The 26,784-nt window shown below is 58.2% G+C and carries 24 protein-coding genes; 6 read left to right on the top strand and 18 right to left on the bottom strand.

What is annotated here, in order from left to right:
* Positions 1 to 2: 2 nt before the first annotated feature.
* Both RUESEDTHA_RS03885 and RUESEDTHA_RS03890 read right to left on the bottom strand, forming a co-directional pair.
* On the bottom strand, positions 3 to 1,610 hold the full coding sequence (locus RUESEDTHA_RS03885; RefSeq protein ID WP_180884512.1) for a GMC family oxidoreductase: 1,608 nt from the start codon (positions 1,608 to 1,610) through the stop codon (positions 3 to 5).
* Positions 1,611 to 1,697: 87 nt separating this feature from the next.
* Positions 1,698 to 2,738 carry an alcohol dehydrogenase gene (locus RUESEDTHA_RS03890; RefSeq protein WP_219635809.1) on the bottom strand — a complete coding sequence of 347 codons (1,041 nt, stop codon included), beginning with the start codon at positions 2,736 to 2,738 and terminating at the stop codon, positions 1,698 to 1,700.
* Between the two features lie 349 nt (positions 2,739 to 3,087).
* Here RUESEDTHA_RS03890 and RUESEDTHA_RS03895 point away from each other — a divergent pair, with 349 nt between their 5' ends.
* From RUESEDTHA_RS03895 to RUESEDTHA_RS03920, 6 genes are read left to right on the top strand one after another with little or no spacing between them, the layout of a single operon-like run.
* Positions 3,088 to 4,902: a class I adenylate-forming enzyme family protein gene (locus RUESEDTHA_RS03895; protein WP_255431611.1), complete on the top strand. Its 1,815-nt coding sequence runs from the start codon at positions 3,088 to 3,090 to the stop codon at positions 4,900 to 4,902.
* A complete protein-coding gene (locus RUESEDTHA_RS03900) occupies positions 4,899 to 6,194 on the top strand; it encodes a 3-hydroxyacyl-CoA dehydrogenase (RefSeq protein WP_180884516.1) in 1,296 nt (431 codons plus the stop codon). The genes RUESEDTHA_RS03895 and RUESEDTHA_RS03900 overlap by 4 nt, the downstream gene beginning before the upstream one ends.
* Before the next feature lie 10 nt (positions 6,195 to 6,204).
* Complete coding sequence (locus RUESEDTHA_RS03905) at positions 6,205 to 6,981, top strand: enoyl-CoA hydratase-related protein (protein WP_180884518.1); 777 nt, start codon at positions 6,205 to 6,207, stop codon at positions 6,979 to 6,981.
* A 54-nt stretch (positions 6,982 to 7,035) separates the two neighbouring features.
* Positions 7,036 to 8,322 carry an acyl-CoA dehydrogenase family protein gene (locus tag RUESEDTHA_RS03910; protein ID WP_180884621.1) on the top strand — a complete coding sequence of 429 codons (1,287 nt, stop codon included), beginning with the start codon at positions 7,036 to 7,038 and terminating at the stop codon, positions 8,320 to 8,322.
* A 9-nt stretch (positions 8,323 to 8,331) separates the two neighbouring features.
* Positions 8,332 to 9,105 (top strand): SDR family NAD(P)-dependent oxidoreductase, encoded by a 774-nt coding sequence (locus RUESEDTHA_RS03915; protein ID WP_180884520.1) that lies wholly within the window; start codon positions 8,332 to 8,334, stop codon positions 9,103 to 9,105.
* 10 nt (positions 9,106 to 9,115) lie between these two features.
* Positions 9,116 to 9,901, top strand: a complete 786-nt coding sequence (locus RUESEDTHA_RS03920) for an SDR family oxidoreductase (RefSeq protein WP_180884521.1) — start codon at positions 9,116 to 9,118, stop codon at positions 9,899 to 9,901.
* A gap of 42 nt (positions 9,902 to 9,943) precedes the next feature.
* Here RUESEDTHA_RS03920 and RUESEDTHA_RS03925 read toward each other — a convergent pair whose 3' ends face one another.
* From RUESEDTHA_RS03925 to RUESEDTHA_RS04000, 16 genes are all read right to left on the bottom strand, one after another.
* Positions 9,944 to 10,957, bottom strand: a complete 1,014-nt coding sequence (locus RUESEDTHA_RS03925; protein WP_219635810.1) for an amidohydrolase — start codon at positions 10,955 to 10,957, stop codon at positions 9,944 to 9,946.
* Positions 10,958 to 11,067: 110 nt separating this feature from the next.
* Positions 11,068 to 13,047: an acetoacetate--CoA ligase gene (locus RUESEDTHA_RS03930; protein WP_180884523.1), complete on the bottom strand. Its 1,980-nt coding sequence runs from the start codon at positions 13,045 to 13,047 to the stop codon at positions 11,068 to 11,070.
* Positions 13,044 to 14,264, bottom strand: a complete 1,221-nt coding sequence (locus RUESEDTHA_RS03935) for a serine hydrolase (protein WP_180884525.1) — start codon at positions 14,262 to 14,264, stop codon at positions 13,044 to 13,046. Before RUESEDTHA_RS03935 ends, RUESEDTHA_RS03930 begins: the two co-directional genes overlap by 4 nt.
* The gene (locus RUESEDTHA_RS03940) at positions 14,261 to 15,010 is read right to left on the bottom strand and encodes an enoyl-CoA hydratase/isomerase family protein (RefSeq protein WP_180884527.1); all 750 of its coding nucleotides are present in this window, start codon (positions 15,008 to 15,010) and stop codon (positions 14,261 to 14,263) included. The genes RUESEDTHA_RS03935 and RUESEDTHA_RS03940 overlap by 4 nt, the downstream gene beginning before the upstream one ends.
* A gap of 123 nt (positions 15,011 to 15,133) precedes the next feature.
* Positions 15,134 to 15,838, bottom strand: coding sequence for an ABC transporter ATP-binding protein (locus tag RUESEDTHA_RS03945; RefSeq protein WP_219635814.1), 705 nt, complete (start codon positions 15,836 to 15,838; stop codon positions 15,134 to 15,136).
* Positions 15,835 to 16,590 carry an ABC transporter ATP-binding protein gene (locus RUESEDTHA_RS03950; protein WP_180884531.1) on the bottom strand — a complete coding sequence of 252 codons (756 nt, stop codon included), beginning with the start codon at positions 16,588 to 16,590 and terminating at the stop codon, positions 15,835 to 15,837. Before RUESEDTHA_RS03950 ends, RUESEDTHA_RS03945 begins: the two co-directional genes overlap by 4 nt.
* Complete coding sequence (locus RUESEDTHA_RS03955; protein WP_180884533.1) at positions 16,587 to 17,873, bottom strand: branched-chain amino acid ABC transporter permease; 1,287 nt, start codon at positions 17,871 to 17,873, stop codon at positions 16,587 to 16,589. The genes RUESEDTHA_RS03950 and RUESEDTHA_RS03955 overlap by 4 nt, the downstream gene beginning before the upstream one ends.
* Positions 17,870 to 18,826 (bottom strand): branched-chain amino acid ABC transporter permease, encoded by a 957-nt coding sequence (locus tag RUESEDTHA_RS03960; RefSeq protein WP_171123406.1) that lies wholly within the window; start codon positions 18,824 to 18,826, stop codon positions 17,870 to 17,872. Before RUESEDTHA_RS03960 ends, RUESEDTHA_RS03955 begins: the two co-directional genes overlap by 4 nt.
* A gap of 88 nt (positions 18,827 to 18,914) precedes the next feature.
* The gene (locus tag RUESEDTHA_RS03965) at positions 18,915 to 20,156 is read right to left on the bottom strand and encodes a branched-chain amino acid ABC transporter substrate-binding protein (RefSeq protein WP_254428784.1); all 1,242 of its coding nucleotides are present in this window, start codon (positions 20,154 to 20,156) and stop codon (positions 18,915 to 18,917) included.
* Between the two features lie 294 nt (positions 20,157 to 20,450).
* Complete coding sequence (locus tag RUESEDTHA_RS03970) at positions 20,451 to 21,233, bottom strand: IclR family transcriptional regulator (protein ID WP_171123409.1); 783 nt, start codon at positions 21,231 to 21,233, stop codon at positions 20,451 to 20,453.
* A gap of 10 nt (positions 21,234 to 21,243) precedes the next feature.
* On the bottom strand, positions 21,244 to 22,281 hold the full coding sequence (locus RUESEDTHA_RS03975) for a phosphotransferase family protein (protein ID WP_180884535.1): 1,038 nt from the start codon (positions 22,279 to 22,281) through the stop codon (positions 21,244 to 21,246).
* Positions 22,282 to 22,290: 9 nt separating this feature from the next.
* Complete coding sequence (locus RUESEDTHA_RS03980) at positions 22,291 to 22,941, bottom strand: histidine phosphatase family protein (protein ID WP_180884537.1); 651 nt, start codon at positions 22,939 to 22,941, stop codon at positions 22,291 to 22,293.
* A gap of 2 nt (positions 22,942 to 22,943) precedes the next feature.
* A complete protein-coding gene (locus RUESEDTHA_RS03985) occupies positions 22,944 to 23,948 on the bottom strand; it encodes a nitronate monooxygenase family protein (protein ID WP_180884539.1) in 1,005 nt (334 codons plus the stop codon).
* Positions 23,949 to 25,145, bottom strand: a complete 1,197-nt coding sequence (locus tag RUESEDTHA_RS03990) for an acetyl-CoA C-acyltransferase (protein WP_180884541.1) — start codon at positions 25,143 to 25,145, stop codon at positions 23,949 to 23,951. It lies immediately after the preceding gene.
* 82 nt (positions 25,146 to 25,227) lie between these two features.
* A complete protein-coding gene (locus tag RUESEDTHA_RS03995) occupies positions 25,228 to 26,343 on the bottom strand; it encodes an acyl-CoA dehydrogenase family protein (RefSeq protein WP_180884543.1) in 1,116 nt (371 codons plus the stop codon).
* A 45-nt stretch (positions 26,344 to 26,388) separates the two neighbouring features.
* The coding region (locus RUESEDTHA_RS04000) for an acyl-CoA dehydrogenase family protein (protein ID WP_255431612.1) at positions 26,389 to 26,784 on the bottom strand (396 nt) is incomplete at its 5' end.

The following is a 26,784-nucleotide window of genomic DNA, read 5'->3' on the forward strand; positions in this document are numbered from 1 at the left end:
TACTATCCGGCCAATATCATTCTGCTGGCCTTCTCTGCGATCATGATCGTCGGGGCATTGGTATTGCCCGAGGTCAACTCGGGCATGATCGAACAATCGACAACCCGCAATCCTGCAATCCCGTGCAGCTTCAACTTGGCATCCACAACTGCATCCGGCCCCGGCCCCATTTTACAGGTCCCTGACGGATGGAAGATCGTCACGGCGTGACCGCGCGCCCAGTCCAGCATCGCATCGTAATCGTCGCTTTGTATTGTGCTGCCCGGCAAATACTCAGACGCGATATGGCTCGCCAAGGGTGACTGCGCCGCAATCGTGCGGGCGATGCGAATTCCTTCGACCAACGTGCGGCAATCGGTTTCCGTAGATAGATAGTTGGGGTGAATTTTGGGATAAGTGGCAGGGTCTGGACCATTCAACAGAATCTGCCCACGACTTTCGGGGCGCAACTGGCAAACGGTTGAAGTGAAGCCGAAAAAGTCATGCAGGTTCCCTTCCGCATCATAAGAAAACGGCTGCACGTGAAACTGAATGTCCGGCGTTTCCAGATCAGGGTGCGTTTTCAGAAACGCGGTAGCATCCGCCGCTGGCATCGACAAAGGTCCGTTCCGGCCCACGAAATAATATTGGGCGGCGATGGCCGCCTGACGCATCAGCGACTTCCCTTCGCGGTTGTATGTGGGAACCGACATCCGATGCACCATCTTGGCCTGTAGATGATCCTGCATCGCCTGCCCGACACCCGAAAGCTCGTGACGGGGCTGCACGCCGTTTTCAGACAAATGATCGGGATTTCCAATCCCTGACAGCATAAGTATCTGAGGCGACCCGATCGACCCGGCCGATAAGATCACCTCGCGCCCGGCCTTAAGCGACACCAATCTACCCGAGCGATCCTTGTAGGTGATGCCTGTACAGCGTTTGCCATCCAGATCCACGTTCTGCACATGGGCATGAGTGTTCACACGCAAATTGGGGCGCGACCTAATCGGTTTCAGAAACGCATTCGCCGTCGAATGACGTTTGCCATAGGCGATGGTTGTCTGAAAAAAGCCGACCCCTTCCTGCTGCTCTGCATTGTGATCAGGGTTATACGGGTAGCCCGCTGCAATTGCGGATTCGACCCATTTTTCACTCAGCGGATGGCGCGACCGAGGGGTGCTGACCGTCATTTCGCCGTCACTACCCCGCAGGTCAGAGTCGTATTGATCCTCAGCACCCTCCTCGCGCCCTTCGGTAGCTTTGAACAGCGGCAGGACATCCTCCCAGCCCCAGCCTTCGTTGCCCAATTGCCGCCAACGGTCATAATCGGACGGCTGCCCGCGCACGTATAGCAACCCGTTTATCGACGATGACCCTCCAAGCGTCTTGCCGCGCGGCCAGAAAAGCCGCCGCCCATTTAAGCCGGGATCAGGTTCGGTTGAATAGCACCAGTTATACTTCTCATTTCGAAGCATTTTCACAAAGCCCGCAGGCGCATGAATGAAGGAGCTGTTATCCTTGCCTCCGGCCTCCAGCAATATGACCTTGTTTTTTGGGTCGGCAGTCAGCCGGTTGGCCAACACACAGCCAGCAGAACCCGCCCCAACAATGATGTAATCCGCGTCCACCTGCCCGGCACCTCCCAAAACCTATCAATGAAATCCGGCTCCTTGGCCTGCTTTGTTTTCAAACTGCGGGTCGCGTTCAAACCGTGTTCATGGGGTCAGGACGACCCGACCGATAACCTTCCCGTCTTTCAGGTCCATCAGCGCGTCGTTGGCGTCCTGTAATGGGCGGCGCGTCACGGGTGCCAAGCTCAACTTGCCGGATTTGGCCAACTCAAGCAGTTCGGACAGTTCGTTCAGATTGCCCACATATGACCCGATCACCGCCATGGCGCGTATGGGGAAATAGACGGTGGGGATTTTCAACTGACCGCCAAACAAACCGACCACAACGATCCGAACGCCCTTACGCGCGGCGGCCAGCCCCAAATTGATCGTGGCCTCGGCACCCACCAAATCCAAGACCAACAGGGCCCCTCCCCCGGTGGCGGCTTTGATTTGCTCGTCCGCATCAGGCGCATTGCCATCTATGGCCGCCAGCGCCCCGGCCTCAAGCACGGCGTGGCGCTTTGCCTCGTCAAGATCGACGAAAACGGCCCCCTTGCCACCAAGTGCACGGATCACCCGAAGCGCCATATGCCCAAGTCCACCCGCACCCAGGATCACCACCGGCGTGTCGCGGATATCGTCCCCGAATTTTTTCAGCGCGCTATAGGTGGTTACCCCGGAACAGGCCAAAGGCGCGGCCTCTGCCGGGTCCAGGTCGCCAAGCGTCAGACAATATTTGGCGCGCGGCACCACCACGTATTGCGCATAGCCGCCGGGGGTGAATATCCCAAGGGCCCGCGGTGCATTGGGGCACAAATTCTCTTGATCCTTTGCGCAGGTTTCGCAGGTGCCACACCCCAGCCAGGGATAGACAAGATAGCTTTCGCCCAACTCCAAACCCTGCGCGTCGGGGCCCAACGCGACCAGTTCGCCAACAATCTCATGACCCATCGTCAGGGGAAGCTTTACGCCCCGATCGGACAAGTTCATCTCTTGGTTGTCGCCCAGATCATAGCCACCTTCCCAGAAGTGCAGATCAGAGTGACACACACCCGAGGCACGCACCTTCAACAGCACCTCGTCCCCTTCCAACTCGGGCAGGTCCTGCACGATTTTCTGCAGTGGCGCCTGGTGTTCTGTCACGCAATAGCACTCATTTTTCATGGTCTGGCCTCTTGTTCTTCGTATCGCAATTGCTTGGAAATGTTGCCATTCAGCCGCATCTGTATGATGCTCATCATCCCATCAAGCCTACCTTGATGTCAACAAAACTTGCCCCCTTTTCCATCGACCCATTGCGACCTGCATGATGCATGTCATGCCCTTCGGCAGGCAGATCGCCGCTGTGTGAAAAGGGGCCGACTAACTGCCCAGCGCAAAATGTCAGCGTCACAATCGCAAAACCGGGAAATATCACTTTTGCGGAACATTGTTCCGTACAGCGGTCTTGGCACAGCTCAGAAACCGCTCTAACATCCTTGAGGGAGGAGTCGTGGTTCTGCCCGATGGGATGCCACGCGCATGGGAGGATATCGCTTTGATTTTGACAGGCGCGGTTGATGCGTGGCTGAAAGACTATGCGCACGGCAGTAACGGAACCTCGGCTATGACGCCTGAACAGGCCGTGCACTACCTGATCGCAAATGAACCGATTTACGAGCTGTCCCAAGCCCGGATTCGCGGGGTCGAGACCCGCGTATTCAAGAACATCCCCGGTCACATCCGCGCCCTGATGCAACTCAGCCGGGCCGATCAAGGCGACGGTGCGGCGGATTACCTGGTGTTTGGCGACGAACGCTGGACTTATGACGAGTTCTGCTCGGAAACAAACAGAATAGCGCACGCCCTTACAACCAAACTTGGGGTGCGCAAGGGGCAGCCGGTCGCCATCGCAATGCGCAATTGCCCCGAGTTTCTGTTTCTGTTCACAGCGATCGCGTCAATCGGTGCGGTGACTGTCTTCCTGAATGGCTGGTGGACCACGGAAGAGCTGGACTATGCCCTGCAAGACAGTAGTGCAAAGATCGTTTTCGGCGATCGGATAAGAGTTGAACGTCTGCTGCCATTGCAAGCAGAAAGAGATATTCAGGTGATCGGGGTGCGCGATGGCAGTGACCTGACGCCGATCAACTATGCCTCGCTGCTCGACGCCAGTTCAGATGACCGCTGGCCTCAGGTCGACATCGACACCGATGACGACATGGGGATCATGTATTCCTCGGGGACAACCGGCCACCCCAAGGGGGTTGTTCTGACCCATCGCGGCGCGATGAGCGCGGTGTTTTCCTGGTCGATGGTCATGACCGCGGCCCCGCTGGTTACGCCCCCTGCCGCAGATGACCCCGCACCGTTGCGCCCGGCCACATTAGTGGTGACGCCGCTTTTTCACGTCACCGCAACTCATCCTGTCTTTCTGTTTTCGATCCCGTCTGGCGCCAAGCTTGTGGTGATGGAGAAATGGGACACTGACCGCGCCGTTCAGTTGATACAGGAAGAACAGATCACCCGGTTTCTGGGTGTTCCGACCCAAACCCACGACCTGATGGAAGCTGCTGTGCGAATGGGTCAGCCCCTTGAAACGCTGGACTTCATTAACTCGGGTGGCGCAAAGCGGCCTCCGCCGCAGGTGGGAGAGCTGGCTCAGGTTTTTCCGGCTGCTCAAATCGCAACCGGATGGGGCATGACCGAGACTAATGCACTTGGCATGGGCACCGCTGGGGAAGACTATGTCGCCCGCCCCGGATCGGCGGGTCGGTTGTATCCGCCGGTGCAGGAACTGCGCTTCCTCGACGATGAAGGGCGGGACGTGCCGACGGGCGAGGTCGGAGAGATCACGATCAAAAGCCCCACGATCATGCGCTGCTACCTGAACAAGCCCGAGGCCACCGCCGAGGTTCTGAACGAAGGCTGGCTGCGCTCTGGCGATCTGGGGTTTATCGACGCAGACGGCTTTGTCACTATCGTGGATCGCAAAAAGAACATCATCATCCGCGGGGGCGAAAACATCGCCTGCCTGGATGTCGAAGGCGCGCTGCACAAACATCCTGCGGTGGCCGAAGCCTGCGCGTTTTCCATACCGCATAATAGGTTGGGCGAAGTCGTCGGGGCCGGTGTTCAGTTGCGCGCCGGTCATCACGCAACCGCGCAGGAAATTCAGGACTATCTGGCGGAACACATCGCCACATTCAAAATTCCGGAACACTTGTGGTTGCACTCAGACCCCCTTCCGCGGGGTGCCACAGACAAGCTCGACCGGCGCGCGTTGCGCGCTCAGTGCATAAAATCATTAAATGGGACAGATGCATGAACACCCAAGACACGCTCGTTGCATATCACGCCGCCGCTGGTAAGGCTGCCTGGAACGTACCGGATATCGACACCGCACCCCCCAGACGTCCGATAAAGACCATCGGCATCATCGGTGCAGGCACAATGGGCGGGGGTATCTCCATGAATTTTGCCACCGCAGGCTATGATGTAAAGATCGTCGACACCCAACAAGAGGCGCTGGATCGCGGCCTATCCGTGGTGCGCAGCAACTATCAGCGCAGCGCCGACCGGGGCCGGTTCCCTCAGTCTGAGGTCGACATTCGCATGGCGCGATACGACGGCTGCCTGTCGCTGGAGGATCTGGCCGACTGCGATTTGGTGATCGAAGCCGTGTTCGAGGACATGGGGCTGAAGCGAAAAATCTTCACTGAACTGGACCGGATCATGAAACCGGGCGCAATTTTGGCCACCAACACCTCGGCGCTGGACATTGACGAGATTGCCTCGGTGACCAGCCGCCCCCAAGATGTTATCGGGTTGCACTTTTTCTCTCCTGCCAATGTGATGAAGCTGCTGGAAATCGTCCGAGCGGAACACACAGCGCAAGATGTTCTGGCCACCTGTCTGGATGTTGCGCTTGAGATCAACAAGATTGCCGTTGTCGTCGGGGTCTGCCCGGGGTTTGTCGGCAACCGGATGCTGTTCAAACGACAGGATCAGGCGATGAAGCTGGTCTATCGCGGCGTGATGCCATGGGACGTCGATGCGGCGCTGAACGCCTTTGGCTTCAAAATGGGACCGTTTCAAATGGCGGACCTGGCCGGGCTGGACATCGGCTGGTCAAAGGGGGCCACAACCGACAATCCGATCCGTGACGCGCTGTGCGAACTGGACCGCCGGGGCCAAAAAACCAAGGCCGGGTACTATGACTACGACGAAAACCGCTCGCCTGTTCCGTCAGAAGAAACCGCTAAAATCATCTCTGACATTACCGGGGCGGAGCCTTCCCAGATGTCGCAGGACGAAATCGTCGACGTCTGCATCTGCCCGATGATCAATGAGGCGGTAAAAATCCTTGAGGAAAACAAGGCACAGCGCCCATCGGATGTCGATGTGGTCTGGATCAACGGCTATGGCTGGCCTGCGGACAAGGGCGGCCCGATGTATTACGGCGACATGATCGGCGCGGCCAAAGTGTTGGAGGTTATGGAAAAACTGGGGGCTGAAGACCCTGACTTTGCGCCTGCCGAGATGCTGCGACAGCTTGCTGCCGAAGGTGGGAAATTTACTGAAATTGACACCGGTGGTCTGAAAACCGCACGCGTCTGAAGGAGACATCATGACATACGAATTCATCACCACCGAACAACGGGGCAATGTCCTGCTGGTCACCATGAATCGCCCCGAGGTTTACAATGCTGTCCATGCCCCGATGCATCACGAAATGGCCGATTGCTGGGACAAGTTTGCCGCCGCCGAGGATCAATGGGTCGCCGTCCTGACCGGCGCAGGGGACAAGGCGTTCACGGCCGGCAACGACCTGAAATTCACCGCTAAACACGGCCCGCAACCGATCCCTGAGACCGGGTTTGCCGGTCTGGCCATGCGCTATGATCTGGAAAAGCCGGTCATCGCAGCCGTTAACGGCTTTGCCATGGGCGGCGGTTTTGAAACAGCGCTGAGCTGCGACATCATTCTGGCTTCGGACCGCGCAAAATTCGCCTTGCCCGAAGTGAAAGTCGGCTTTTTCGCCGCCGCGTCCGGCGTGCAACGTCTAAGCCGCTATATCGGCCGCCTCGCCGCGCAAGAGATGATGATCACCGGCCGCACCGTTGATGCGGACGAAGCCCTGAAACTGGGTTGCGTGAACGAAGTTGTCCCGCATGACGATCTGATGACCCGCGCGATGGCTCTGGCCGACGACATCTGCAGCGTGTCACCGTCGTCTGTAAAGGCCACCAAACGTGTGTTGAACCGAATGGCCCAGATCGAGGGCTTTGGCGAAAGCATGGAGCATTCGCGCGAGGTACTGAAAGATCTGGCCCAGACCGAGGATTTCAAAGAAGGCGTGCAAGCCTTTGCCGAGAAACGCAAGCCCAATTGGGTCAACCGCTAAACGAGCCGCGCTCGTCAAAACAGGAGACCTGACATGGTCCAAACCGTTGCAGATATGAACAATCTGGAAATGTCCGAAGGGGCCAAGCCGCTTTTGGAAAAGGTGATCAAGCACATCGCTGAGAACGTCGATCCTATTACCGAAGAATATCATCGGCTTGGTCATGGCCGTGCTGACCGCTGGTCGTATGCGCCCGGTCAGCTAGAACTGCTGGAAACGGCCAAGCAAAAGGCGCGCGATGCGGGGCTATGGAACTTTTTTCTGCCCAATGCCGAAACCGGCGAGGGTTTGTCGAACCTTGATTATGCCTATATCGCCGCCGAGCTGGGCAAAAACCCACTGGCGTCGGAGACTTTGAACTGCTCGGCCCCCGATACCGGCAACATGGAAGTGCTGGAGCGGATCGGAACCGAGGAACAAAAGGAAAAATGGCTGAAACCTCTGCTGGCCGGTGAAATTCGGTCGGCCTTTGCAATGACGGAACCGGACAAGGCATCGTCTGACGCGCGCAATATCAGCACCCGCGCCGTGCTGGAAAACGGCGAGTGGGTCATCAATGGCGAGAAATATTACATCTCGGGCGCGGGCGATCCGCGCTGCAAGATCATGATCGTGATGGTAAAAACCTCGCCCGAGGCTGAGACCTTCCGTCAGCAAAGCCAGATCCTAGTGCCGATGGACACGCCGGGTGTAGAGATCGTCGGCCCTATGCATGTTTTCGGTCAGGATGACGCTCCGCATGGGCATATGCAGATCCGGTTCACAAATGTGCGCGTCCCTGAAAGCAACATCTTGTGGGGCGAAGGGCGAGGGTTCGAAATCTCGCAATTGCGGCTTGGGCCGGGGCGGATTCACCATTGTATGCGCTCGATCGGTCAAGCGGAAAGGGCACTGGACTTGATGATCGCGCGCGGCATCAGCCGGGAGGCGTTTGGTAGAAAACTTCTGGATCTGGGCAAGAACATGGAAACCCTGTCGCGCATGCGGATCGAGATCGAGGCGATGCGCCTGATGGTCCTCAAGGCCGCCAAGGCCATGGACACGATGGGCAATAAAGAGGCGCGCATCTGGGTGTCGATGATCAAGGCGATGGTGCCGGAAAAGGTCTGTCAGATCATTGATCAGGCCATGCAAATCCACGGCGCTACCGGTATTTCGCAATGGTCGCCCCTGTCCGAGATGTATACCGGCCAGCGCACCCTGCGTTTTGCTGATGGCCCGGATGAAGTCCACCACGCCGTCGTCGCACGTGCCGAGGTCAAGGATTATTTGGCTTCTAACGAACGTCAAGCAGGTACATCAGCCGCAACAAAAGGCGGAAGGCAGTTCGACGGACCGTAAGGAAAAACGATGAGCAACATGTTTGATCTGACCGGGCGTAATGCCCTGCTGACCGGCGCGTCCCGCGGGATGGGGCTGGAAATGGCAAAAGGGTTGGCACAGCAAGGGGCCAATGTGGTGATCTCGGCGCGAAAGATCGAAGCGCTTGAGGCCGCCACCGCCGAAATCAACGACGCCGTGGGGCGCGAGGCCGCAAGACCGATGACCTGCAACATCGGCAACAGGCAAGAGGTTGAGGCACTGGTCAAAGCAGCCCGCGAAACGGTGGGACCGATCTCGGTCCTGATCGGAAACGCTGGCGTGAACCCGTTCTACGGCTCAATGCGCGACATCACGGACGAAGCCTATGAGAAAACCATGCAGGCCAACGTCCAGTCGAACCTGTGGCTGGCAAATGCGGTCTTCCCAGATATGGAAGGGCTAGGCGGCGGCTCGATGCTGTTCACCTCGTCCGTAGGCGCGTTCAAGCCATCTGACAAGCTGGGCACATACAACATCTCGAAACTGGCCCTGATCGCGCTGGTGCGGAACCTGGCGATGGAGATGGGTCCGGCGGGGGTGCGGGTCAATGCGCTATGCCCCGGTGTCGTCAAGACCGAGTTCGCCCGCGCCCTGTGGGACAATCCCAAAACGGCCGAGTTCTACCTGCGTCAGGTGCCCCTGCGCCGACTGGGAGAGCCAGAGGATTTCACCGGTATCGCAGCGTTTATGGCCTCTGACGCCAGCCGCTATATCACGGGTCAGGCGCTGACCGTGGATGGCGGTGCCGTTATGTGGACCTAAGGGGACGGCCATGGAAATCGAAGGACAAATCGTTGTCGTAACCGGCGCCGCCAGCGGCATCGGCAAAGCTTTGGCTGCGGCCTTTGCTGCGGCGGGTGCCAAATCGGTTATTTGCGCCGACCTGAACCTGACCGGCGCGGAAGAAACCGCAAGCCAAATCGGCGGCATCGCAATCAAAGCAGATGTCTCGAAAGAGGATGACATTGCCGCGCTGATCGACCGAACCGAAACCGAGGTTGGGCCGATCGGTATCTTCTGCTCTAACGCGGGTATCCTCAGTATCGGTGGGCCTGAAACCGACAACGACATCTGGCAAGGAATGTGGGAGGTCAACGTGATGTCCCACATCTGGGCGGCGCGCCATGTGGTGCCGCGGATGATAGAACGCGGGGGTGGCTATCTGCTGAACACCGCTTCGGCTGCAGGACTGCTCAATCAGGTTGGCTCAATGGCTTATGGGGTTACCAAACACGCCGCAGTCGGGGCTGCCGAATGGCTGGCCTTCACCTATCGCGATCAGGGCATCGGGGTGTCGCTGCTCTGCCCGCAGGCGGTTCGGTCTGAAATGACGCGCGGACACGAGGATGGAGTGGCCTCGCAGGACGGTCTGTTAGAAGCCGAACCCGTGGCCGAAGCCTGCCTGCAGGCCATCCGGGACGAAACCTTCCTGATCCTGCCACACGCCGAGGTGCTGGGCTATATGCGCAACAAGACCGATAACTACGACAGGTGGTTGGGGGGTATGCGCAAACTCAACCGGTTTTATGGCGCGGCCATGACCGGAACGCCGAAGTAAAACACCCAGTTTAGCCTGCGCGATCGACAAAGAGGACGCTGGTCACAGGTCATAAACCCTGCGGGCTGTGCCGCTGAACAGCGCGGCCTTTTCCTCTTCCCCGTAGTTCTCCGCAATCTTCTTGAGGCCGTTCCACAACACCGGATAGCTGATCGAGATACGGTCAACGGGGAAGTTGCTTTCGAACATGCAGCGCCGGGCCCCGAAACAAGCGATCATGTGGTGATACCAGGGGGCCATGACGTCGGCAAATTCATCCGAACCCGGTGGCTGGCTGCGATCATGCCAGCCCCACCCATTATCTGGCATGGCCATGCCGCCCAGCTTGGCAACCACATTGGGACATTCCGCAAGAGCTGCGATGTCATCTTTCCATTGGCCAAAAATGCTGTTGCGTTGTCCAGAAAACCGCCCCACATCCAAAGGCGTAGAAAGGTGATCCAGAACCAGTGTGGTACCCGGCACCGCACGGGCCAGATCCGTAAAGGCGGGCAGTTGGTGATGATACTGCCACGTGTCATAAGTCAGCCCCCGCGCACCCAGGCGCGCCACGCCCCTGCGAAAATCCGGGTCCGAATATAGGTCTTTCGGCCCCCGACCCGGCAGGAACAATTGTTCAGGCTCGGCATCTCGGGCTCCGGCGTGGCGGATCCCCTTGAACAACGCCTGCCCCGCAGCGACATGAGCATCCAGAACGGCGTCCAGATCCGGGTTCCGCAGATCGGCAAAACCGACAATACCAGCCAGACGCGCCGGGCCGGTATGGGCGCGGGCCAATGCCGCGACCTGCCGGGTTTCGCCTACCGGGGCAAGCGGGTCTGACGATGTTGGATCATAGTACGAACGGCATTCCATATAGACCGTTTCAACCACGTTATGCCCGCTTGAAGTATCGGCCTGCAGCTCGGCCATATCATAGACATACCCATACCGCACCCACAGATGATGATGCGGATCGACGATTTCGCGCTCCGGGTCGATGATGTCTTCGGTGGTTTGCGCCAGCCAATCGTCACGCGCGGCCATGCGGGGAATCCAAGCTTGGTCGACTTTCATCACGCCTCCTTAGTTGCGTAATATTCTCGTTCTTCATTACAGGGCGGAAAAAGGTCGTGTTGGCGCCAAATCGCAGGGGCTGGACGCTAGGCAAAACCTATTTGGCAAAATCACCCCTGCACCAGATCCCCCTCGCGCAATTTGGTGTAATCTACAAAAAAGTTGAAACTGTCAGGGTTCGACATGGAATCCCGATTGACCACATGAGCCGGATCACCGCCCAAGAGCAATTTTTTTACCGGAACTTCCAGCTTCTTGCCCGACAAGGTACGCGGCACCTCGGTGATTTGAATGATTTCGTTGGGGACAAAGCGCGCGGAGACTGCGCTGCGGATTGCACCATTGATCTTGTCCTTCATAGAGTCGTCCAACGTCAGACCTTCGGCCAGAACCACGAACAGTGGCATGAAACTGTCGCGGCCCAGAAACTCAAGATCGACCACCAGTGAGTCCATCACCTCGGCCAACCCCTCAACGGCCTGATAAATCTCGGACGAGCCCAGCCGCAGCCCCTTGCGGTTAATGGTGGCGTCCGAACGGCCATAGATTACCGAGGCGCCCTCGGGCGTGATCTCGATCCAGTCGCCGTGCCGCCAGATGCCGGGATAAGTGTCGAAATAACTGTCATGCAGGCGCGATCCGTCCTCATCCCCCCAGAAATACAGGGGCATTGAAGGTAGCGGTTCAGTGCATACCAGTTCACCAACAGTGTCGAACACCTCATTTCCGGCCTCGTCGAAGGCGCGCACTGCATTGCCCAGCATTCGGCACTGCATTTCACCTGCGCGCACGGGTAGCATCGGGTTGCCGCCAACAAAAGCGCTGGCGATATCGGTCCCACCCGAGATCGGTGCCAGCCACAGATCAGATTTCACGTTGCCGTAAATCCAGTCATAGCCATCCGCACTCAGCGGTGATCCGGTCGATCCCAGACCCTTGAGCGCGGACAGGTCCAGATCGGCAGGGCGTATGCCTGCCTTTAGGCAAGCCTCGTAAAACGCAGCCCCCGCTCCCAGAAACGTCAGCCGGTTCCGGGCGGCAAAACGCCAAAAGGCCATCATGTCCGGATGATTGGGCGCAGCATCGAACAACGCGGCTGTCGCCCCTTGGCCCAGTGCCGATAGCTGTGTGTTCCACATGATCCAGCCAGATGACGTCATCCACGCATAACTGTCGGTTTGCGTCAGGTTCTGGTGCAGGCTGCGCTTTGCGCTTTCAAGCAACACGCCGCCATGACCATGCACGATGGGTTTGGGATTCCCCGTCGTGCCCGAGGAATAGACGATCCACAGCGGATGATCGAAGGGGACGGGCGTGCTTTGGTACGTCGCATCGCCCCGTGTCAGCGGGCCGAAAGCGTGCGCATCATCGGGAACCTCGCCTGCGACGGGCACCCAAAGTGTGTGCTGCACCGAAGGCAACCCAGAGCGGATTTCTTGCAGCAGGGAGCGGCGGTCAATTTCTTTCCCCGCATGGGTATAGCCGTCCTGCACGATCAACACCTTGGGTTCGATCTGTCGGAACCTGTCCAGAATGGCAACACGCCCCATGTCGGGCGCGCAAAGCGACCAGATCGCGCCCAGACTGGCCGCTGCAAGGCAGGCAATAAGCGCCGTTTCAGTGTTGGGTAGGACGGCGACCACGCGATCACCCTGCCCCACCCCCATCTGTCGCAGCTTCGCGGCCAGATTCGCCACGCGATCACGCAGCTCGGCCCATGTCAGTGACGCCACCCCAAAGGTCTCGGATTCAATGATCAGCGCAGTCGCGTCGGGCTGAGCCTCTGCCCACCGCAATACCTGATCGCTGTAGTTCAGCATCGTGCCCGGGCACCAGACCGCGCCGGGCATCTTCCGTTCGGCCAGGAAAATCGTGGGTTCCACACTGGCACGAAGATCGAAGAATTCCCAAACGGCAGACCAGAACCCTTCAAGATCCGTGACACTCCAATCCCAGAGCGCGGGGTAATCGGCAAATACCAAACCCCGTTCGGCCCCAAGCCAGCGAATGAACCCGGCCATGGGGGTAGCCTGCGCCTGTTCCGGTGTTGGTTGCCACAGGATCGGACGGCCAGTGTTTTGCCCAGTCATTCGATCAAAGCTCCGTGGATCAGGGCGCGCAATTGCGCACGCGATGGATAGGATGAACTAGGCGAAAGTTGGGTAAAGAACACAACGCTCATCTGATGCACCGGGTCGACCCAGAACGCGGTCGAGGCCATGCCGCCCCAGGCAAAATCCCCGACACTGCCGGGCACGCCCACCCGACCGGGGTTCAGCGTCACAGACCCGCCGATGCCAAAACCGGTGCCGACCATAGGCTGTTCAGCAAAACTGGGGATGCCCATCTCGGCAATATCGCCCTTCAGATGGTTCGACATCATGAAGGCCAGCGTCTTGGTCGATAGAATACGATGATCGCCTGCGTCGCCGCCACGCCGCAGCATCTCGGTAAATTTCATATAGTCGTCGATGGTGCCAACCAATCCGCCGCCGCCCGAACGTTGCTTGGTGGTGTGATAGGACGAGGTTTTGCGATCATCGGCTAAACGCAGAGTATCCCCTCCGTCTTTAGCCGCATTCAGCGCCATCGGATCATCGAGCGGCGTATAGAGATTGGCAAACCGGTCACCCGCATCCGCAGGCACATTGAACGCGGTTTCCGTCATGTCAAGTGGCTGGAAAATCTCTTCATCAAAGAACTGGTCCAGTGTCTTGCCCGAAACGACTTCGACCACCCGACCTGCAATGTCGATGCCAACCGAATACATCCAGCGAGCGCCGGGCTGAAACGCCAGTGGTAGTGCCGCGACCTTATCAGCCACCTCGGCCAAAGTGCCGCGTTTGGGGGTGAAGTCCAGCCTTTGATCCGCCATCGCCTCGGCCACCAGACCGGGGTTGAAAGAATAGCTGAGACCGCTGGTATGGGTCAGCAATTGCTGCAAGGTCGGCGTAGAAGCCGGTTCCGTCTGATCCAAACGAATGGCACCCGGGATCAGCGCCTGCATCTGCGCGAAACCGGGGATAAACTCGGACACCGGCGCGCCCAAGTGGATCAGGCCCCGTTCCACCAGCGTCATCAGCGCCACAGACGTGACCGGTTTGGTCATGGAATAGATGCGCGCAATGGTTTCACGGGTAAAGGGCAGGTCCTCTTCGATGTTGCGCAGGCCACAATCGGCATAGAACACCTCGGTCCCGTTGCGCCTGACCAGGACCGAGGCCCCGGGGTATTTGCGCGCCTCAATATAGCTTTGCATCCAGGGCCGGATACGCTCCAGCCGTGCCAAGTCGAACCCTTCGCTCATGCCAGCATCCTATGCATAGCGTCGCGGGTTTCTTCGTTGAACCAAGACCGGTCCGTATCGCCCGCCAACCGTTTCATTTCAGCCTCGATTACTTCGATTGCCGGGGCGCGAAGCTGCCGCTTGACCCGGCCATAAGTCAGGGCGGGCAAGCTGGCCAACTCTTGCGCCTTGCTTTGCGCGGCATCCAACAGGGTTTCAGCCTCGACCAGTTCATCCACGATCCCCTGCGCTGCGGCCTCTTCCGCGCGGATCGGCTGGCCGGTCAGAAGGAACCGCCGCAGCGTGTTGGGTTCCAGCGTTGCGCGCGCGATCTCAAGCGGGCCAATGGGCAGGTCAGCACCCACGCGGATTTCGGCCAGACCAAAACTGGCCTTCGGACCAGCCACACGCCAATCAGCTGCTAGTACAAAGAAAAACCCACCGGCGATGGCTGCCCCGTTCACGGCCGCAACAAGCGGTTTCGGAAAACAGAACTGGGTGAGGAATGCATGATTCAACGCATCCACCAGACCGTTTTGCGCCTCGCGATCCAAATCCATGGCGCCCTTTAGATCCAAACCGGCGGAAAAAACCTTGCATGCGCTTTCCAGAACCACCGCGCGCACATCCTCGCGCGCTGCAAATTCGTTTAGCGCATCGACAAAGCCGTACAGAAAATCAGGGTCCAGAGCGTTCACCGGCCCGCGCGCCAACGTCAACGCCATCACGCCGCCACCCAAATCGCGACTTTGCAAAAATTCGGTCATCTTCCCCCCTTCAACGGGATCATCATCCCGATCAGCCAACCGGCAAAGGACCTCTGCCCCGTAACCAACGCACAAAAAGAGGGCTACAAACGCCCCCTTTTGCTGCCTTGCGGCGTGACGCGCTCAGACCTCCAGCCATTCCTTGCGGATATCGTCGCGCTGCTTCAACTCTTGCGGCGTCCCTTCGAATACCACGTGGCCGTGGCCCATCACGTAAACCCGGTTGGCAATATCCAAAGCGATGTCCAGCTTCTGTTCCACCAACAAGGTCGAGATACCGCGCCCAGCGATTTCCTGCAGCAGTTCGGCCACGCGTTGCACCATCTGCGGCGATAGCCCCTCGGTCGGTTCGTCGATCATCACCAGATCGGGGTCGCCCATCAAGGTCCGGCACATGGTCAGCATCTGCTGTTCTCCGCCGGACAAAACGCTGGCCTCAACGTCGGCGCGGTTGTCGAGATTTTCAAACATGTCGAACATGTTCTGCATCGACCAGCGACCTTCACCGTCCTTCTGGCCGGGTTTCAGCCCAAGGATCAGGTTTTGCCGCGTGGTAAGACCGGGAAAGATATCCCGGTTTTCAGGCACATACCCGATGCCCAGATTGGCGATCTCGTAGGCTTTTTTGCCGGCGATCTCCTGCCCTTTGAACCGGACAGAACCATTTGGTTCGACATCGCCCATCACCGCCTTGCAGGTTGTGGACCGCCCGACCCCGTTGCGCCCCAGCAGGGCCACGATCTCACCCTCGGCGATGTTCAGATTCACACCCTGAAGGATGTGGCTTTTGCCATAGTAGGCGTGCATATCCCTGACTTCGAGCATCAGTGATCCTCCATCGCGGTGCCCAGATAAGCTTCTTGAACTCGGGGATTGCCGCGCACCTCTTCGGGGGTGCCGGTAGCGATGATCTCACCGTAAACCAGAACCGAGATACGGTCGGCCAGACCAAAGACCACACCCATGTCATGTTCCACCATCATCAGCGTCTTGTTTTCGGTCACCTGACGGATCAGTTCGACGATATAGTCGGTCTCCGAATGGCTCATGCCTGCGGTGGGTTCGTCCAGCATGATGACATCCGCCCCGCCCGCGATTGTGATCCCGATCTCCAGCGCGCGCTGCTCGGCATAAGACAGAACCCCTGCTGGCAAATCCCGGCGGCTGGTCAGGTTGATCTGCGCAAGGATTTCATCGGCTGCGTCGGTTAGATCCTGTTTGCGCGACACAAGCGTCCAGAAGGAATACTTGTACCCCCGCGTCCACAGCAACGCGCAGCGGATATTCTCGAACACCGACATGTTGGGAAAGATGTTGGTGATCTGGAACGACCGGCTGAGCCCAAGCCGGTTGATCTGGAACGGAGCTTTGCCCCGCAGATCCTGCCCATGCAATTGCACAGTGCCTGCAGTCTGGGCAAAGCGCCCGGTGATCAGGTTGTACAAGGTGGATTTTCCAGCCCCGTTCGGCCCGATCACGGCATGGCGTTCGCCCTTACGTACGCTTAGATCAACGCCCCGGATGATCTCGGTCTGACCAAAGCTTTTCCTCAGATTGGTGATTTCAAGAGCAGACGTCATGCGCCACCTCCATCCAGGCTGGTTGCCGCGTGATAGCTATTGGCCATCTCAGGCGCGAACCGTTTGGCCAGCCAACCGCCGCCGATCAGCAACACGGCTGAAACCGTCCAAGGCAGGATCGTGTGGCTGTCAAAGCTGATCCAGAACAAGGTCATCTGATGATCCCCCGGCGGGGCATGGCGCAGGTGGAACACCATCTCGATCAGACAGGCCGCGCCGATGATTGCAAACGCGCCGGGGACCAGCACCTTGGCATAGGGCACGACGAGCGACCTCAGCCGTTTCATTTTGACCGCCGGCGAATGCATCATCAACAGCCCGGCCAAACCGCCGGGGAAATACATCACGGTGACCAGAAACAGCAGACCGACATAAAGGGCCCAAAGCTCGGTTTCCAGCCCCAGCACCGTGCGCAGCAGCGTAAACACGATGGCCCCGATGATCGGACCGAAAAAGAAACCAACCCCGCCCAGAAACGTCACCAAAAGGATCTCGCCCGAGGTGGCAAGGTTCAGGTTCTCTTCCGTCAGAATCTCATAGTTGATCGCAAACAGCGCCCCCGCAACCCCGGCAAAGAACCCCGAGGCGACAAAGCTGTGAAACCGCACCCAACGCTGGGAATAGCCCAGAAACTCGGCCCGTTCGGGGTTGTCACGCACCGCATTGGCAATCCGGCCAATGGGCGTGCGCGAGAACAAGAACATCAGCAGCGCCGACAGCATCAGCCAAAAGGCCGTCAGATAGTAAACCTCGATCTGGCGCAGGAACTCGATGCCAAAGAACGGCAGGCCATAGGTCCGGTCGCCGCTGATCCCTTCTTCCCCGCCAAAAAACACGACGATGATGATGGAGCAGGCGGCAATCAACTCACCCACGCCAAGCGAGATCATGGCAAAGACCGTGCCCGAACTGCGGGTTGAGAAACTGCCTACGACAATTGCCAGTCCCATCCCGACAAGCCCGCCAAAGATCGGCAAAACCGGCAGCGGCAGCGCGGCAAAAAAGTCGGACATGTTCATGATGTGCATACAGGCAAACCCGCCTACACCCATATAAACCGCATGGCCGAAACTCAGCATACCGCCCTGCCCCAGCAACATGTTGTAAGCCAGCGCAAAGATGATGGTGATAGCCATCTGGTTCATGACGGTAATGGCCGAATTGGCTGTGAACACCATCGGCAACAGCACCAGCGCGGCAGCCGACAGAAGCCACGGCATAACGACGCCCAACGAAAGGCCCGGCGCCTGTCTGCTGGCAGAGATTTGAGATGTCTGTGTCATGCCTGCCGCTTTCCGAATAGACCGTAGGGCCGGAACACAAGGATCAGGACCATCAGGATATAGGGCAGAATGTCCGCGATCTGCGGCGAGGTCAGCGTCCAGAGATCGCGCCACGCGCTGTCCCAGATCGGATCGGGCGTGGTAAATCCGATGCCGTTCAGGATGTCCTCCATACGCACGTTATATGCCTTGGAGAACGTGGTCAGCCAGCCGATAATCAGCGACGCCACCAAAGCACCGCCAAGGCTGCCCAATCCGCCGATAACGATGGTGACAAACACGATCGAGCCCAGCACGAAAGCCATGCCCGGAAAGGTCGACAGGACCGGCCCGGCAATCACTCCGGCCACCCCAGCCAGCGCCGTTCCGACGCCAAACACACCCATGAAGACAAGCGGCACGTTGTGTCCCAGCGCCTCAACCGTCTTGGGGTAACTCAAGGCCGCCTGAATGATCAGTCCCACCCGCGTTCTGGTCAGTATGTAGAGCAGCACGAGGAAGATCGCGACCGAGGTGAAGATCATGAAAATCTTGTAAGCCGGGATAGCATTGCCCGCGATCGAAAAGGCGGTGAATTGCAAAATCTCGGGAATTTCATAAGGCATCGCGCTTTTGCCCCAGATGAACTGCACCAGCTCTTCAATCAGCAAAGCCAGACCGAAGGTGAAGATCAGCTCGGGCACATGACCGTATTGGTGGACTCGGCGCAAACCATAACGCTCGACCAGCGCGCCCAGAACACCGACAATGACCGGCGCGATCAGTAGCCCCATCCAGAACCCCAGAAAAACACTGATTTGAAAAGCAAAATACGCCCCCAGCATATAGAAACTGGCATGGGCAAAGTTCAGAACACCCATCATGGAAAAGATGAGTGTAAGACCCGCGGACAGCATGAACAGAAGCAACCCTGTCACCAGCCCGTCGATCAGGTTGACGGCAATCAATTCCATGCCTGTCCCCTTTCACGAAGAATTTGACAACATCAGACAAGACCAGCCTGCCGCATCGCACACGGCAGGCTGCAAGCGCTCCTAAGAGTTAGGGGCGCTTCATCTTGCAGGTGGTTGCCGCATCGGCAGCCGCCATTGTGACCGTGTCCTCAGCCTTCAATCCGAAGCCCGAGTTGTCATAGTCGAACTGCACGTCGTCAGTGTGGGCCTGAATATGCACGTCCTGAATGATCTGATGGTCGATCTCGCGCATTTTCAGCTTGGTGCCCCAGATGCTGTCATGCTCCATACCTTCCAGAGCATAGGCAACCTGAGCCATATCCGTCGCTGTGCCCGCCTCGTTGATGGCTTTGGCCAGCATCTCGACCACGTTGGCAATCCGCGGCTGCGCCGGGTCGGTGTCGGGATAGGCTTCCTTGAAGCCCGTCACAAACGCGGCAGCACGGTCCGAGACCGGCGGGTTGATCTGGCCTTCGCCCACCACCCGCAGCGATCCGACACCGGATTCCCCGAACGCAGCGGTAATGCCGTCAGCCGCGCCGTAATAGGTGTAGATCGGCCCCTCAAAACCGTTTTCAAGCACCGACTTTCCGAGGTTCAGCATGTCTGCGCCCCAGTTGCCGGTGATCACAAGATCTGCCTCTGACGCCATGATCTTACGGGCATAGGGGGTGAAATCCTTGACCTTGCCAATCGGATGCAACTCGTTCCCGACGATCTCGACATCGGGGCGCTTTTCGCCAAGGAATTTCACCGCAGCGGCGGCCACAGCCTTACCAAAAGAGTAATCCTGCCCGATGATATACACTTTTTCGACGCCATCATCTGCTGCAATCACATCGGTCAGTGCATCCATCTTGATGTCTGCATTTGCATCAAAGCGGAAATGCCAAAAATTGCATTTGTCGTTGGTCAGGGCCGGATCAACGGCCGCGTAATTCAGAAAGATAACCTGATTGTCGGGATTGCGACGGTTGTGCTTGTCGATAGCGTCGGTCAGAGCGTTGGCCACGCCCGAACTGTTGCCCTGCGCAATGAAACGAATGCCCTGATCGATTGCCACCTGTAACTGAATGAGCGATTCCTTGGGGCTGATCTTGTTGTCGAATGCGACGATTTCAAAGTTTTGACCGTCCAGAACACCGCCCTCTTTGTTGACCAGTTCATCAGCGGCAAACTTAAACGTCGCAAGACCCTGATTGCCCGTCGCCGCAAAAGGGCCGGACAGTGGGTCGATAAAGGCAATCTTGATATTCTCGGCATATACGGCAGTTGCACTAATCGCCACTGCCAGCGCTGCACTCAGGCCGCGCATTGTTGTATTTTTCATATCATTGTTCCTCCCTGTTATTGTCCGACACAAGCCTCCTCCGCAGTGCCGGAAAACACAGGTTCACAGTGACACACCCCCGATAAGAGTCAACAATTCCTTTGATTTTTATGAATTACAATCAATTAGTTAAGAGACCCAAAGGCGCCACCCAAAACTTGAGCAGCGTTCTGATCACCGGTGCAAATTTTTTGTTCAATAGCTATGATAACGAACAAACTGGCCTAAAATAAAATCCAAGACTTGCCACAGAACCTGTCCAATCGAAACTCAGGCTCCGGGCGATTTCGGTCCCTAGGCCAGACTAAGATTTTTCCCGGCCTCAACCAGCATCGGGCCATAGACCGTTTCCAGCTCTTTGGGGGTTAGGTGAAAAGACGGGCCTCCTACGTTCAGACCAAACACCCGGTTGTCGATGACTGACTTGAAGGCAACCGAGATTCCGTTTACGTCCGGTCGCCAATCTCCATAGCCGGTACAAAAACCCAGCCGGTCCATCTCTTCCTGTGCTGTGTTGAAGCTGCTTTGCCGAAACTCTTCGGTATCGCTGTCCTGCGTCCGAGCGGTCTCAAATGCCTGGGCGCGTTCATCTTCGTCCATCGCGGTCAATATCGCCCGCCCCATGGCCGAGCGGAACAAAGGCAGCCCCGTCCCAACACGGGCCACCAAGGAAACCTGTTCACGCGATGTTTCGGTCGCCAGATAAACTGCATTCATCCCATGCCGTTCGCCCAGAGCCACAACAACATAAGAGTTGGGACCATTGCGCAACTTCAGCATTTCGCGCCGTGCACGTTCGGCAATGTCCAGACTTGCCAATACGCCAAACCCCAAAAGCATGACGCCTGCGCTTAATCGATAGGTGCCAGTGCGATTGTCGACCTCAAGATAATCCAGCTTGCACAGCGTGTGGGTCAAGCGCGAAACGGTTGCTTTCGGCAGTCCGGTGCGTTTGGACAGATCGGTGTTGCTAAGTGCGGTATCCCCTTCGCGAAAGCACCGTAGAACATCCAGCCCCCGCGCCAGAGCGGTGATGAAGTTACGGTCTTTCAGTTCCTCACTGGTGCCCTCGACCATCGTTTACCCCTTAATTCCAACCACTATCCAGCGCACGCAGCCCATGTTCGGCAAAGATCGGAACGAACTGCCCCGACTGTCGCGCACGCTCGGGGTTGGATGCATTACCGTCCAAAGCTCGTTTGTAAACGCCCTGAATAATTGCGGCCATACGAAAGAAACAAAAAGCTAGGCAGTAGCCGAAATGGTCAATTCCATCCAACCCACGGTACGTACAATAGGCGGCGACAAACTCTTCGTCGGTCATCAAACCTTCGGCGGCGCGGTCAACGCCTGCCAGCCCGCGGCCCATTCCGCCCGGCGGCATCTGCCATTGCATGATCACGGCGGCCAAATCCGCATAGGGATGGCCAATGGTGGATAATTCCCAATCCAAAACAGCCAGTACTTCCGGGCTGTCCTTGCAGAAAAGCATATTGTCGATGCGGTAATCGCCATGCACCAGCGTCCGTTGGCCGTCATCCTCGGGGGCCTCATCCACCAAACGCGCCATCAACCGGTCCATCGCCGCGATGGTCTCGGTTTCCGAAGCGCGGTACTGCTTTGACCAGCGGCCAATCTGACGTTCAAAATAATTTCCCGGCGGCCCGTAATCCGACAGGCCCACCTTGCCGATATCGACGCTGTGCAAATCGGCCAGTGTTTTGTTCATTGTCTTCTGAATACCGTCCCGCTCGTGCCGGGGCATGTCGGGCAATTCGGGAAAGTTGAAGTGCCGCCCGTCCATGAAGTCCATTACATAGAACATCGAGCCGATGACGCTTTCATCTTCGCAAAGAAGATGCATCTTTGACACTGGCACGTCCGTCTCGGCCAACGCCTTTTGCACCCGGTATTCTCGGTCAACCGCATGAGCCGATTTCAACAACTGGCCCGGCGGCTTTCGACGCAGGACATATTTGTGCGAAGGCGTGCTTAGCAGGAAAGTCGGGTTGGATTGACCGACCTCGAACTTCGTGAACTCAATCGGTCCCTCAAAGCCTTCAATCCTGTCAGACAGATAATCAGCAACGGCCTGTGCATCTAGGGTTTGGGTCGATTGGGACATCGTAATTCCTCAGCTATGAGTGATCATCTCGGCCTGCGCTACAGGGTGCAGGTGAGGGATTGCGTTAAATTCGGTCAACCCGATACCCCGCGATGAGAACAGGAACCGGGACTGAGAGGTGTTGCGAAGTTGCAGGTTCAATTCCATCATTTGCGGATTGGGGGCATTCAAGACAGACGACGTGATCTGGCCAATGGGTCCACCGGACGAAACCACCAGAACCCGCCGGGCCTCGGTTTGTGTGACGAAACGCAAGGCAGCAGCGACGCGCGCCGAAAACTCAGCCCAGCTTTCCGACGCGTCGGGCAAGCCACCTTCCTGCCAGTGCAGGATGGTTTCCCTTAGCGCACGGAAATGGGTTTTGCGATCCCCCAGTACCATCTGGGGGACGTCGCCGCCGAAACGTGCGTTTAGCAGGTCCTTGAAATCATACTCGTTCAAACCTGCGTGCTGTTCAGGCGTCGCACTAAACCCCATCGAGGCCAACGTTTCGGCTTGGCGCGCCAATGTACCAGTGATCAGTCGGTCCGGAACCCAACCCGTGCCCCGCAACCAGTCGCCCAATTGAGCAGACTGGCGGTGCCCCAGATCCGAGAGTTTGTCGTAATTGTCCGCCCCGAACGAGGCCTGTGCGTGGCGGACAAGAAGAAGCTCTGCCATATTCAGTCCGGAAACTGGCGCGCAAGACTGGTGCCAGCAGCCAGATACTCATCTGCAATTCGGTCAACCAGCGCCCGAGCAGGCCCGATGCTTTTGACCGCACCAATGCCTTGGCCAGAACCCCAGATCGTTTTCCACGCTTTGGGCTTTTCGCGGTCAGTCGAAAAATTCATCGAGGTCGGGTCCGCCGTGGGCAGGTTTTCAGGGTCCATTCCTGCATTCACAATCGACCCACGCAGGTAATTGCCCCAGACACCGGTGAACAGCGAGGAATAGACGATGTCATCCCCGGCGCTGTCCACGATCATCTGTTTGTAGCCGGGATCGGCATTGGCCTCATCCGTTGCAATAAAGGGTGACCCAACATAGCCGAAATCAGCCCCCATCGCCAAAGCCCCCAGCAGCGAGTTGCCCGAGGCAATCGCCCCAGACAGCGCCAGCGGCCCATCGAACCATTCGCGAATTTCACGGATCAGGGCGAAAGGCGACAGCGATCCGGCGTGCCCCCCCGCTCCGGCAGCTACAGCGACCAAACCATCGGCCCCTTTCTCGATCGCTTTTCTGGCGAACTTGTTGTTGATGATGTCGTGAAACACGACGCCCCCATAGGAATGCGCGGCCTCGTTCACTTCGACCCGTGCGCCCAAAGAGGTGATCCAGACCGGGACCTCGTGCTTCACGCAGATGTCGATGTCCCGCTGCAACCGTCCGTTTGACCGGTGCACAATCTGGTTCACCGCATAAGGCGCGGCCGGGTTGTCGGGGTTTTCCTGATTATGCCTGTCCAACTCTTCTTTGATACGGGTCAACCAAGCATCCAGCAGGGGTGGTTCGCCTTCGGCCTCACGCGCGTTGAGCGCAGGGAAAGAGCCGATGATGCCGGCCTTGCATTGCGCAATCACCAGATCAGGGTTCGAGATGATGAACAGCGGTGAGCCGATCATCGGAATGCGCAGACCCCGCAGAACCTTGGGCAGATGTGAATCGTCGCGGTTCCAGGTGGTCATCTACAGAACCTCGAACAGGCCAGCACCGCCCATACCGCCGCCGATGCACATGGTGCAGACCACATATTTGGCGCCGCGCCGCTTGCCTTCGATCAGGGCATGACCCACCATCCGCGCGCCGGACATGCCATACGGGTGGCCGATCGAAATCGCGCCACCATCGACATTCATAATCTCGTTGGGAATGCCCAGACGGTCGCGGGAATACAGAACCTGCACTGCGAAGGCCTCGTTGAATTCCCACAGGTCGATGTCGTCCATGGTCAAGCCATGCGCCTTTAGCAGCTTGGGTACGGCAAAGACGGGGCCGATGCCCATCTCATCCGGCTCGCACCCTGCCGCCATCACACCGACGTAGCGGCCCAGCGGCTCCAGCCCTTTTTGTTCCGCAACCTTGGCCTCCATGATCACCGAGGCCGATGCCCCATCCGACAACTGCGAGGCATTGCCCGCCGTGATGCATTTGCCTTCCTTGATGTGGATGCCATCCTTGAACACCGGCTGCAGACCGGCCAGAGACTCGACCGTTGTCGAGGGGCGGTTACCCTCATCCTTGTCCAGCGTCACCTCATGTTCTGAAATCTCGCCGGTTTCGCGGTTCTGCATTTTCATCACCGTGGTCATCGGAACGATCTCGGCGTCGAACCGGCCTGCCTGCTGTGCGGCATGGGTGCGCGCCTGAGACTGCGCGGCGTATTCATCCTGATATTCACGGCTCAGACCATAGCGTTCGCCAACAGTTTCGGCGGTTTCAAGCATGGTCATGTAAAGTTCTGGTTTGTGTTCAACGATCCACGGGTCACGCCCGACGCGCATCTCAGGCGTCTGCACCGTCGAGATACTCTCAACGCCGCCGCCAATCACCACGTCCATGCCGTCATGAACCACTTGCTTGGCGGCCGTCGCAATCGCCATCATCCCCGAGGCGCACTGACGGTCCAGCGTCATACCGCCCACTGTTACCGGCAAACCGGCCCTGATGGAGGCTTGGCGGCCAATGTTGCCCGCCTGAAAGCCCTGTTGCAGGGCAGCACCCACGACGCAGTCCTCGATCTCGGCCGGATCAACGCCAGAACGTTGCACTGCGTGTTCAATGGCATGGCTCATCAGAGCTTGCGGGGTGGTGGCATTGAAAGCGCCGCGATAGGCTTTGCCAATCGGGGTACGAGCTGTTGAGACGATCACTGCGTCGCGCATTTCGTTTGTCCTTTCGACGGATTATGCTGTCTTTTCGAAAACTTCACATTGAACCAAAGGGGAGAACGGGGCCCCGATGCGATTAGAACCCCCGCAGCCCGGCCACGATTTCGGCGTGATAACTATAATCCCCCAGCCATTCCGCCGAGACCCGCGCCCGTTTCATGTAGAACCCCATATCAAACGCATCGGTCATGCCGATGCCGCCATGCATCTGGACCCCCTCCATCACCGCCAGCTTTGCGGTCTTGGTCGCTCGGGCCTTGGCCAGCGACACGGCAAGGGTGGCGTCCTTGGGATTTTCATCCAGCATCCGCCCGGCGTGCAGAATGGCTGAACTGGTCACTTCGGTCTCGCACCAAAGATGCGCCGCGCGGTGTTGCAGGGCCTGAAACGCGCCAATTGGAACGCCGAATTGCTTACGCTCTTTCAGATATTCAACCGTCATGCCAAAGGCCCCGGCGGCCAAACCTGCGGCCTCGGCCGCCAAGGCGGCCTGACCGGCCTCCAGCGTCGGCCGCAAGATTTCCATAGCATCGCCAACCGTGCCCAGAACATCCTCGCCCGTAGCCTCGACATCCACAAACCTGATCCGCGCCGATGAGCGCGCGTCGATCATATCCGAAACTGACCGTTCCACGCCCTCACGGTCGGCGGGGATATCAAACAAGGTCAAACCTTCGTCCGCCTGGGCCAGCACGAGCAACCGGTCGGCAAAGCCACCGTCCACAACAAAGCTCTTGTCGCCGTTCAGACGAAAACCGTTGCCGTCCTTGGTGGCGGCCAATGTCGTCTTATCCGGTGCGAATTTACGGCCTTCGTCGATGGCCAGTGCATAGGTTCGTTCACCCGTCGCGATCGCCTGCAGCGCGGCAAAGGCCCTGTCATCCGCCACCTGCCGCAACGCAGTCGCCGCCATTACCGCTGTTGAGATGAATGGCGTCACAGCAAGGGTCTTGCCCATTTCACCAGCCAGAACCCCGGCGACGGCATGGCCCATATCCGACCCGCCTTGCGCCTCGGGCACCAAAACACCGGCCCAACCCATCTGCGCCATCTCAGCCCAAAGCGCGGGATCATGCGTCTCGCCCGCATCCCGCATGGCGCGCAGCTTGCTAACCGGCGCAGTCTGATCCAGAAAGCCGCGTGCGGCATCGGCCAGCATCAACTCTTCTTCGGTTTTCACCAATTTGGTCATGCGCGACCCTTTCTGCCCATGATCAGCAACCGCTTGCGCCCAAAGTCACGACGGCAATCCCAAGACCCGCTTGGCTACTATGCCCAGCATCACCTCGGACGTGCCGCCTTCGATGGAATTCGCCTTGGTGCGCAGCCAATCGGACGGGCGTGTGCCCATAGGCCCATCCCACTCCAGTGCGTCCGACCCGCCCGAGTCCATCAACACCTCAAACACGCGTTTGTTCAGCTCGGTGCCCATGTATTTCAACATGGCCGAGGCATCACCTGCGCCGTGACCCGCTTCGGCCTGATCCTTGTAGCGTTCCAGCGTCAGCCCAATAGCCAACGCATCAATCTCAGTCTGCATAGCATCGGCGCGCAGACTGGCGCTGAGGGCACCGTCACTTTCGTCGGTCAGCACCGCACCCAGAGACCGACCCGACCCCATCAGCCCCCCGGC

It is taken from the genome of Ruegeria sp. THAF57 (assembly GCF_903914075.1).
GTDB lineage: Bacteria > Pseudomonadota > Alphaproteobacteria > Rhodobacterales > Rhodobacteraceae > Ruegeria.

Bases quoted from the DNA above. Each gene is read 5' to 3' on its own strand.
- RUESEDTHA_RS03995 (WP_180884543.1), bottom strand. From the start codon at position 26,343: ATGACCAAATTGGTGAAAACCGAAGAAGAGTTGATGCTGGCCGATGCC.
- RUESEDTHA_RS03980 (WP_180884537.1), bottom strand. From the start codon at position 22,941: ATGGCAGAGCTTCTTCTTGTCCGCCACGCACAGGCCTCGTTCGGGGCG.
- RUESEDTHA_RS03985 (WP_180884539.1), bottom strand. From the start codon at position 23,948: ATGACCACCTGGAACCGCGACGATTCACATCTGCCCAAGGTTCTGCGG.
- RUESEDTHA_RS03960 (WP_171123406.1), bottom strand. From the start codon at position 18,826: ATGGAATTGATTGCCGTCAACCTGATCGACGGGCTGGTGACAGGGTTG.
- RUESEDTHA_RS03925 (WP_219635810.1), bottom strand. From the start codon at position 10,957: ATGAAAGTCGACCAAGCTTGGATTCCCCGCATGGCCGCGCGTGACGAT.
- RUESEDTHA_RS03970 (WP_171123409.1), bottom strand. From the start codon at position 21,233: ATGGTCGAGGGCACCAGTGAGGAACTGAAAGACCGTAACTTCATCACC.
- RUESEDTHA_RS03965 (WP_254428784.1), bottom strand. From the start codon at position 20,156: ATGAAAAATACAACAATGCGCGGCCTGAGTGCAGCGCTGGCAGTGGCG.
- RUESEDTHA_RS03930 (WP_180884523.1), bottom strand. From the start codon at position 13,047: ATGACTGGGCAAAACACTGGCCGTCCGATCCTGTGGCAACCAACACCG.
- RUESEDTHA_RS03950 (WP_180884531.1), bottom strand. From the start codon at position 16,590: ATGACGTCTGCTCTTGAAATCACCAATCTGAGGAAAAGCTTTGGTCAG.
- RUESEDTHA_RS03915 (WP_180884520.1), top strand. From the start codon at position 8,332: ATGAGCAACATGTTTGATCTGACCGGGCGTAATGCCCTGCTGACCGGC.
- RUESEDTHA_RS03910 (WP_180884621.1), top strand. From the start codon at position 7,036: ATGAACAATCTGGAAATGTCCGAAGGGGCCAAGCCGCTTTTGGAAAAG.
- RUESEDTHA_RS03990 (WP_180884541.1), bottom strand. From the start codon at position 25,145: ATGCGCGACGCAGTGATCGTCTCAACAGCTCGTACCCCGATTGGCAAA.
- RUESEDTHA_RS03920 (WP_180884521.1), top strand. From the start codon at position 9,116: ATGGAAATCGAAGGACAAATCGTTGTCGTAACCGGCGCCGCCAGCGGC.
- RUESEDTHA_RS03940 (WP_180884527.1), bottom strand. From the start codon at position 15,010: ATGACCGAATTTTTGCAAAGTCGCGATTTGGGTGGCGGCGTGATGGCG.
- RUESEDTHA_RS03955 (WP_180884533.1), bottom strand. From the start codon at position 17,873: ATGACACAGACATCTCAAATCTCTGCCAGCAGACAGGCGCCGGGCCTT.
- RUESEDTHA_RS03975 (WP_180884535.1), bottom strand. From the start codon at position 22,281: ATGTCCCAATCGACCCAAACCCTAGATGCACAGGCCGTTGCTGATTAT.
- RUESEDTHA_RS03905 (WP_180884518.1), top strand. From the start codon at position 6,205: ATGACATACGAATTCATCACCACCGAACAACGGGGCAATGTCCTGCTG.
- RUESEDTHA_RS03935 (WP_180884525.1), bottom strand. From the start codon at position 14,264: ATGAGCGAAGGGTTCGACTTGGCACGGCTGGAGCGTATCCGGCCCTGG.
- RUESEDTHA_RS03900 (WP_180884516.1), top strand. From the start codon at position 4,899: ATGAACACCCAAGACACGCTCGTTGCATATCACGCCGCCGCTGGTAAG.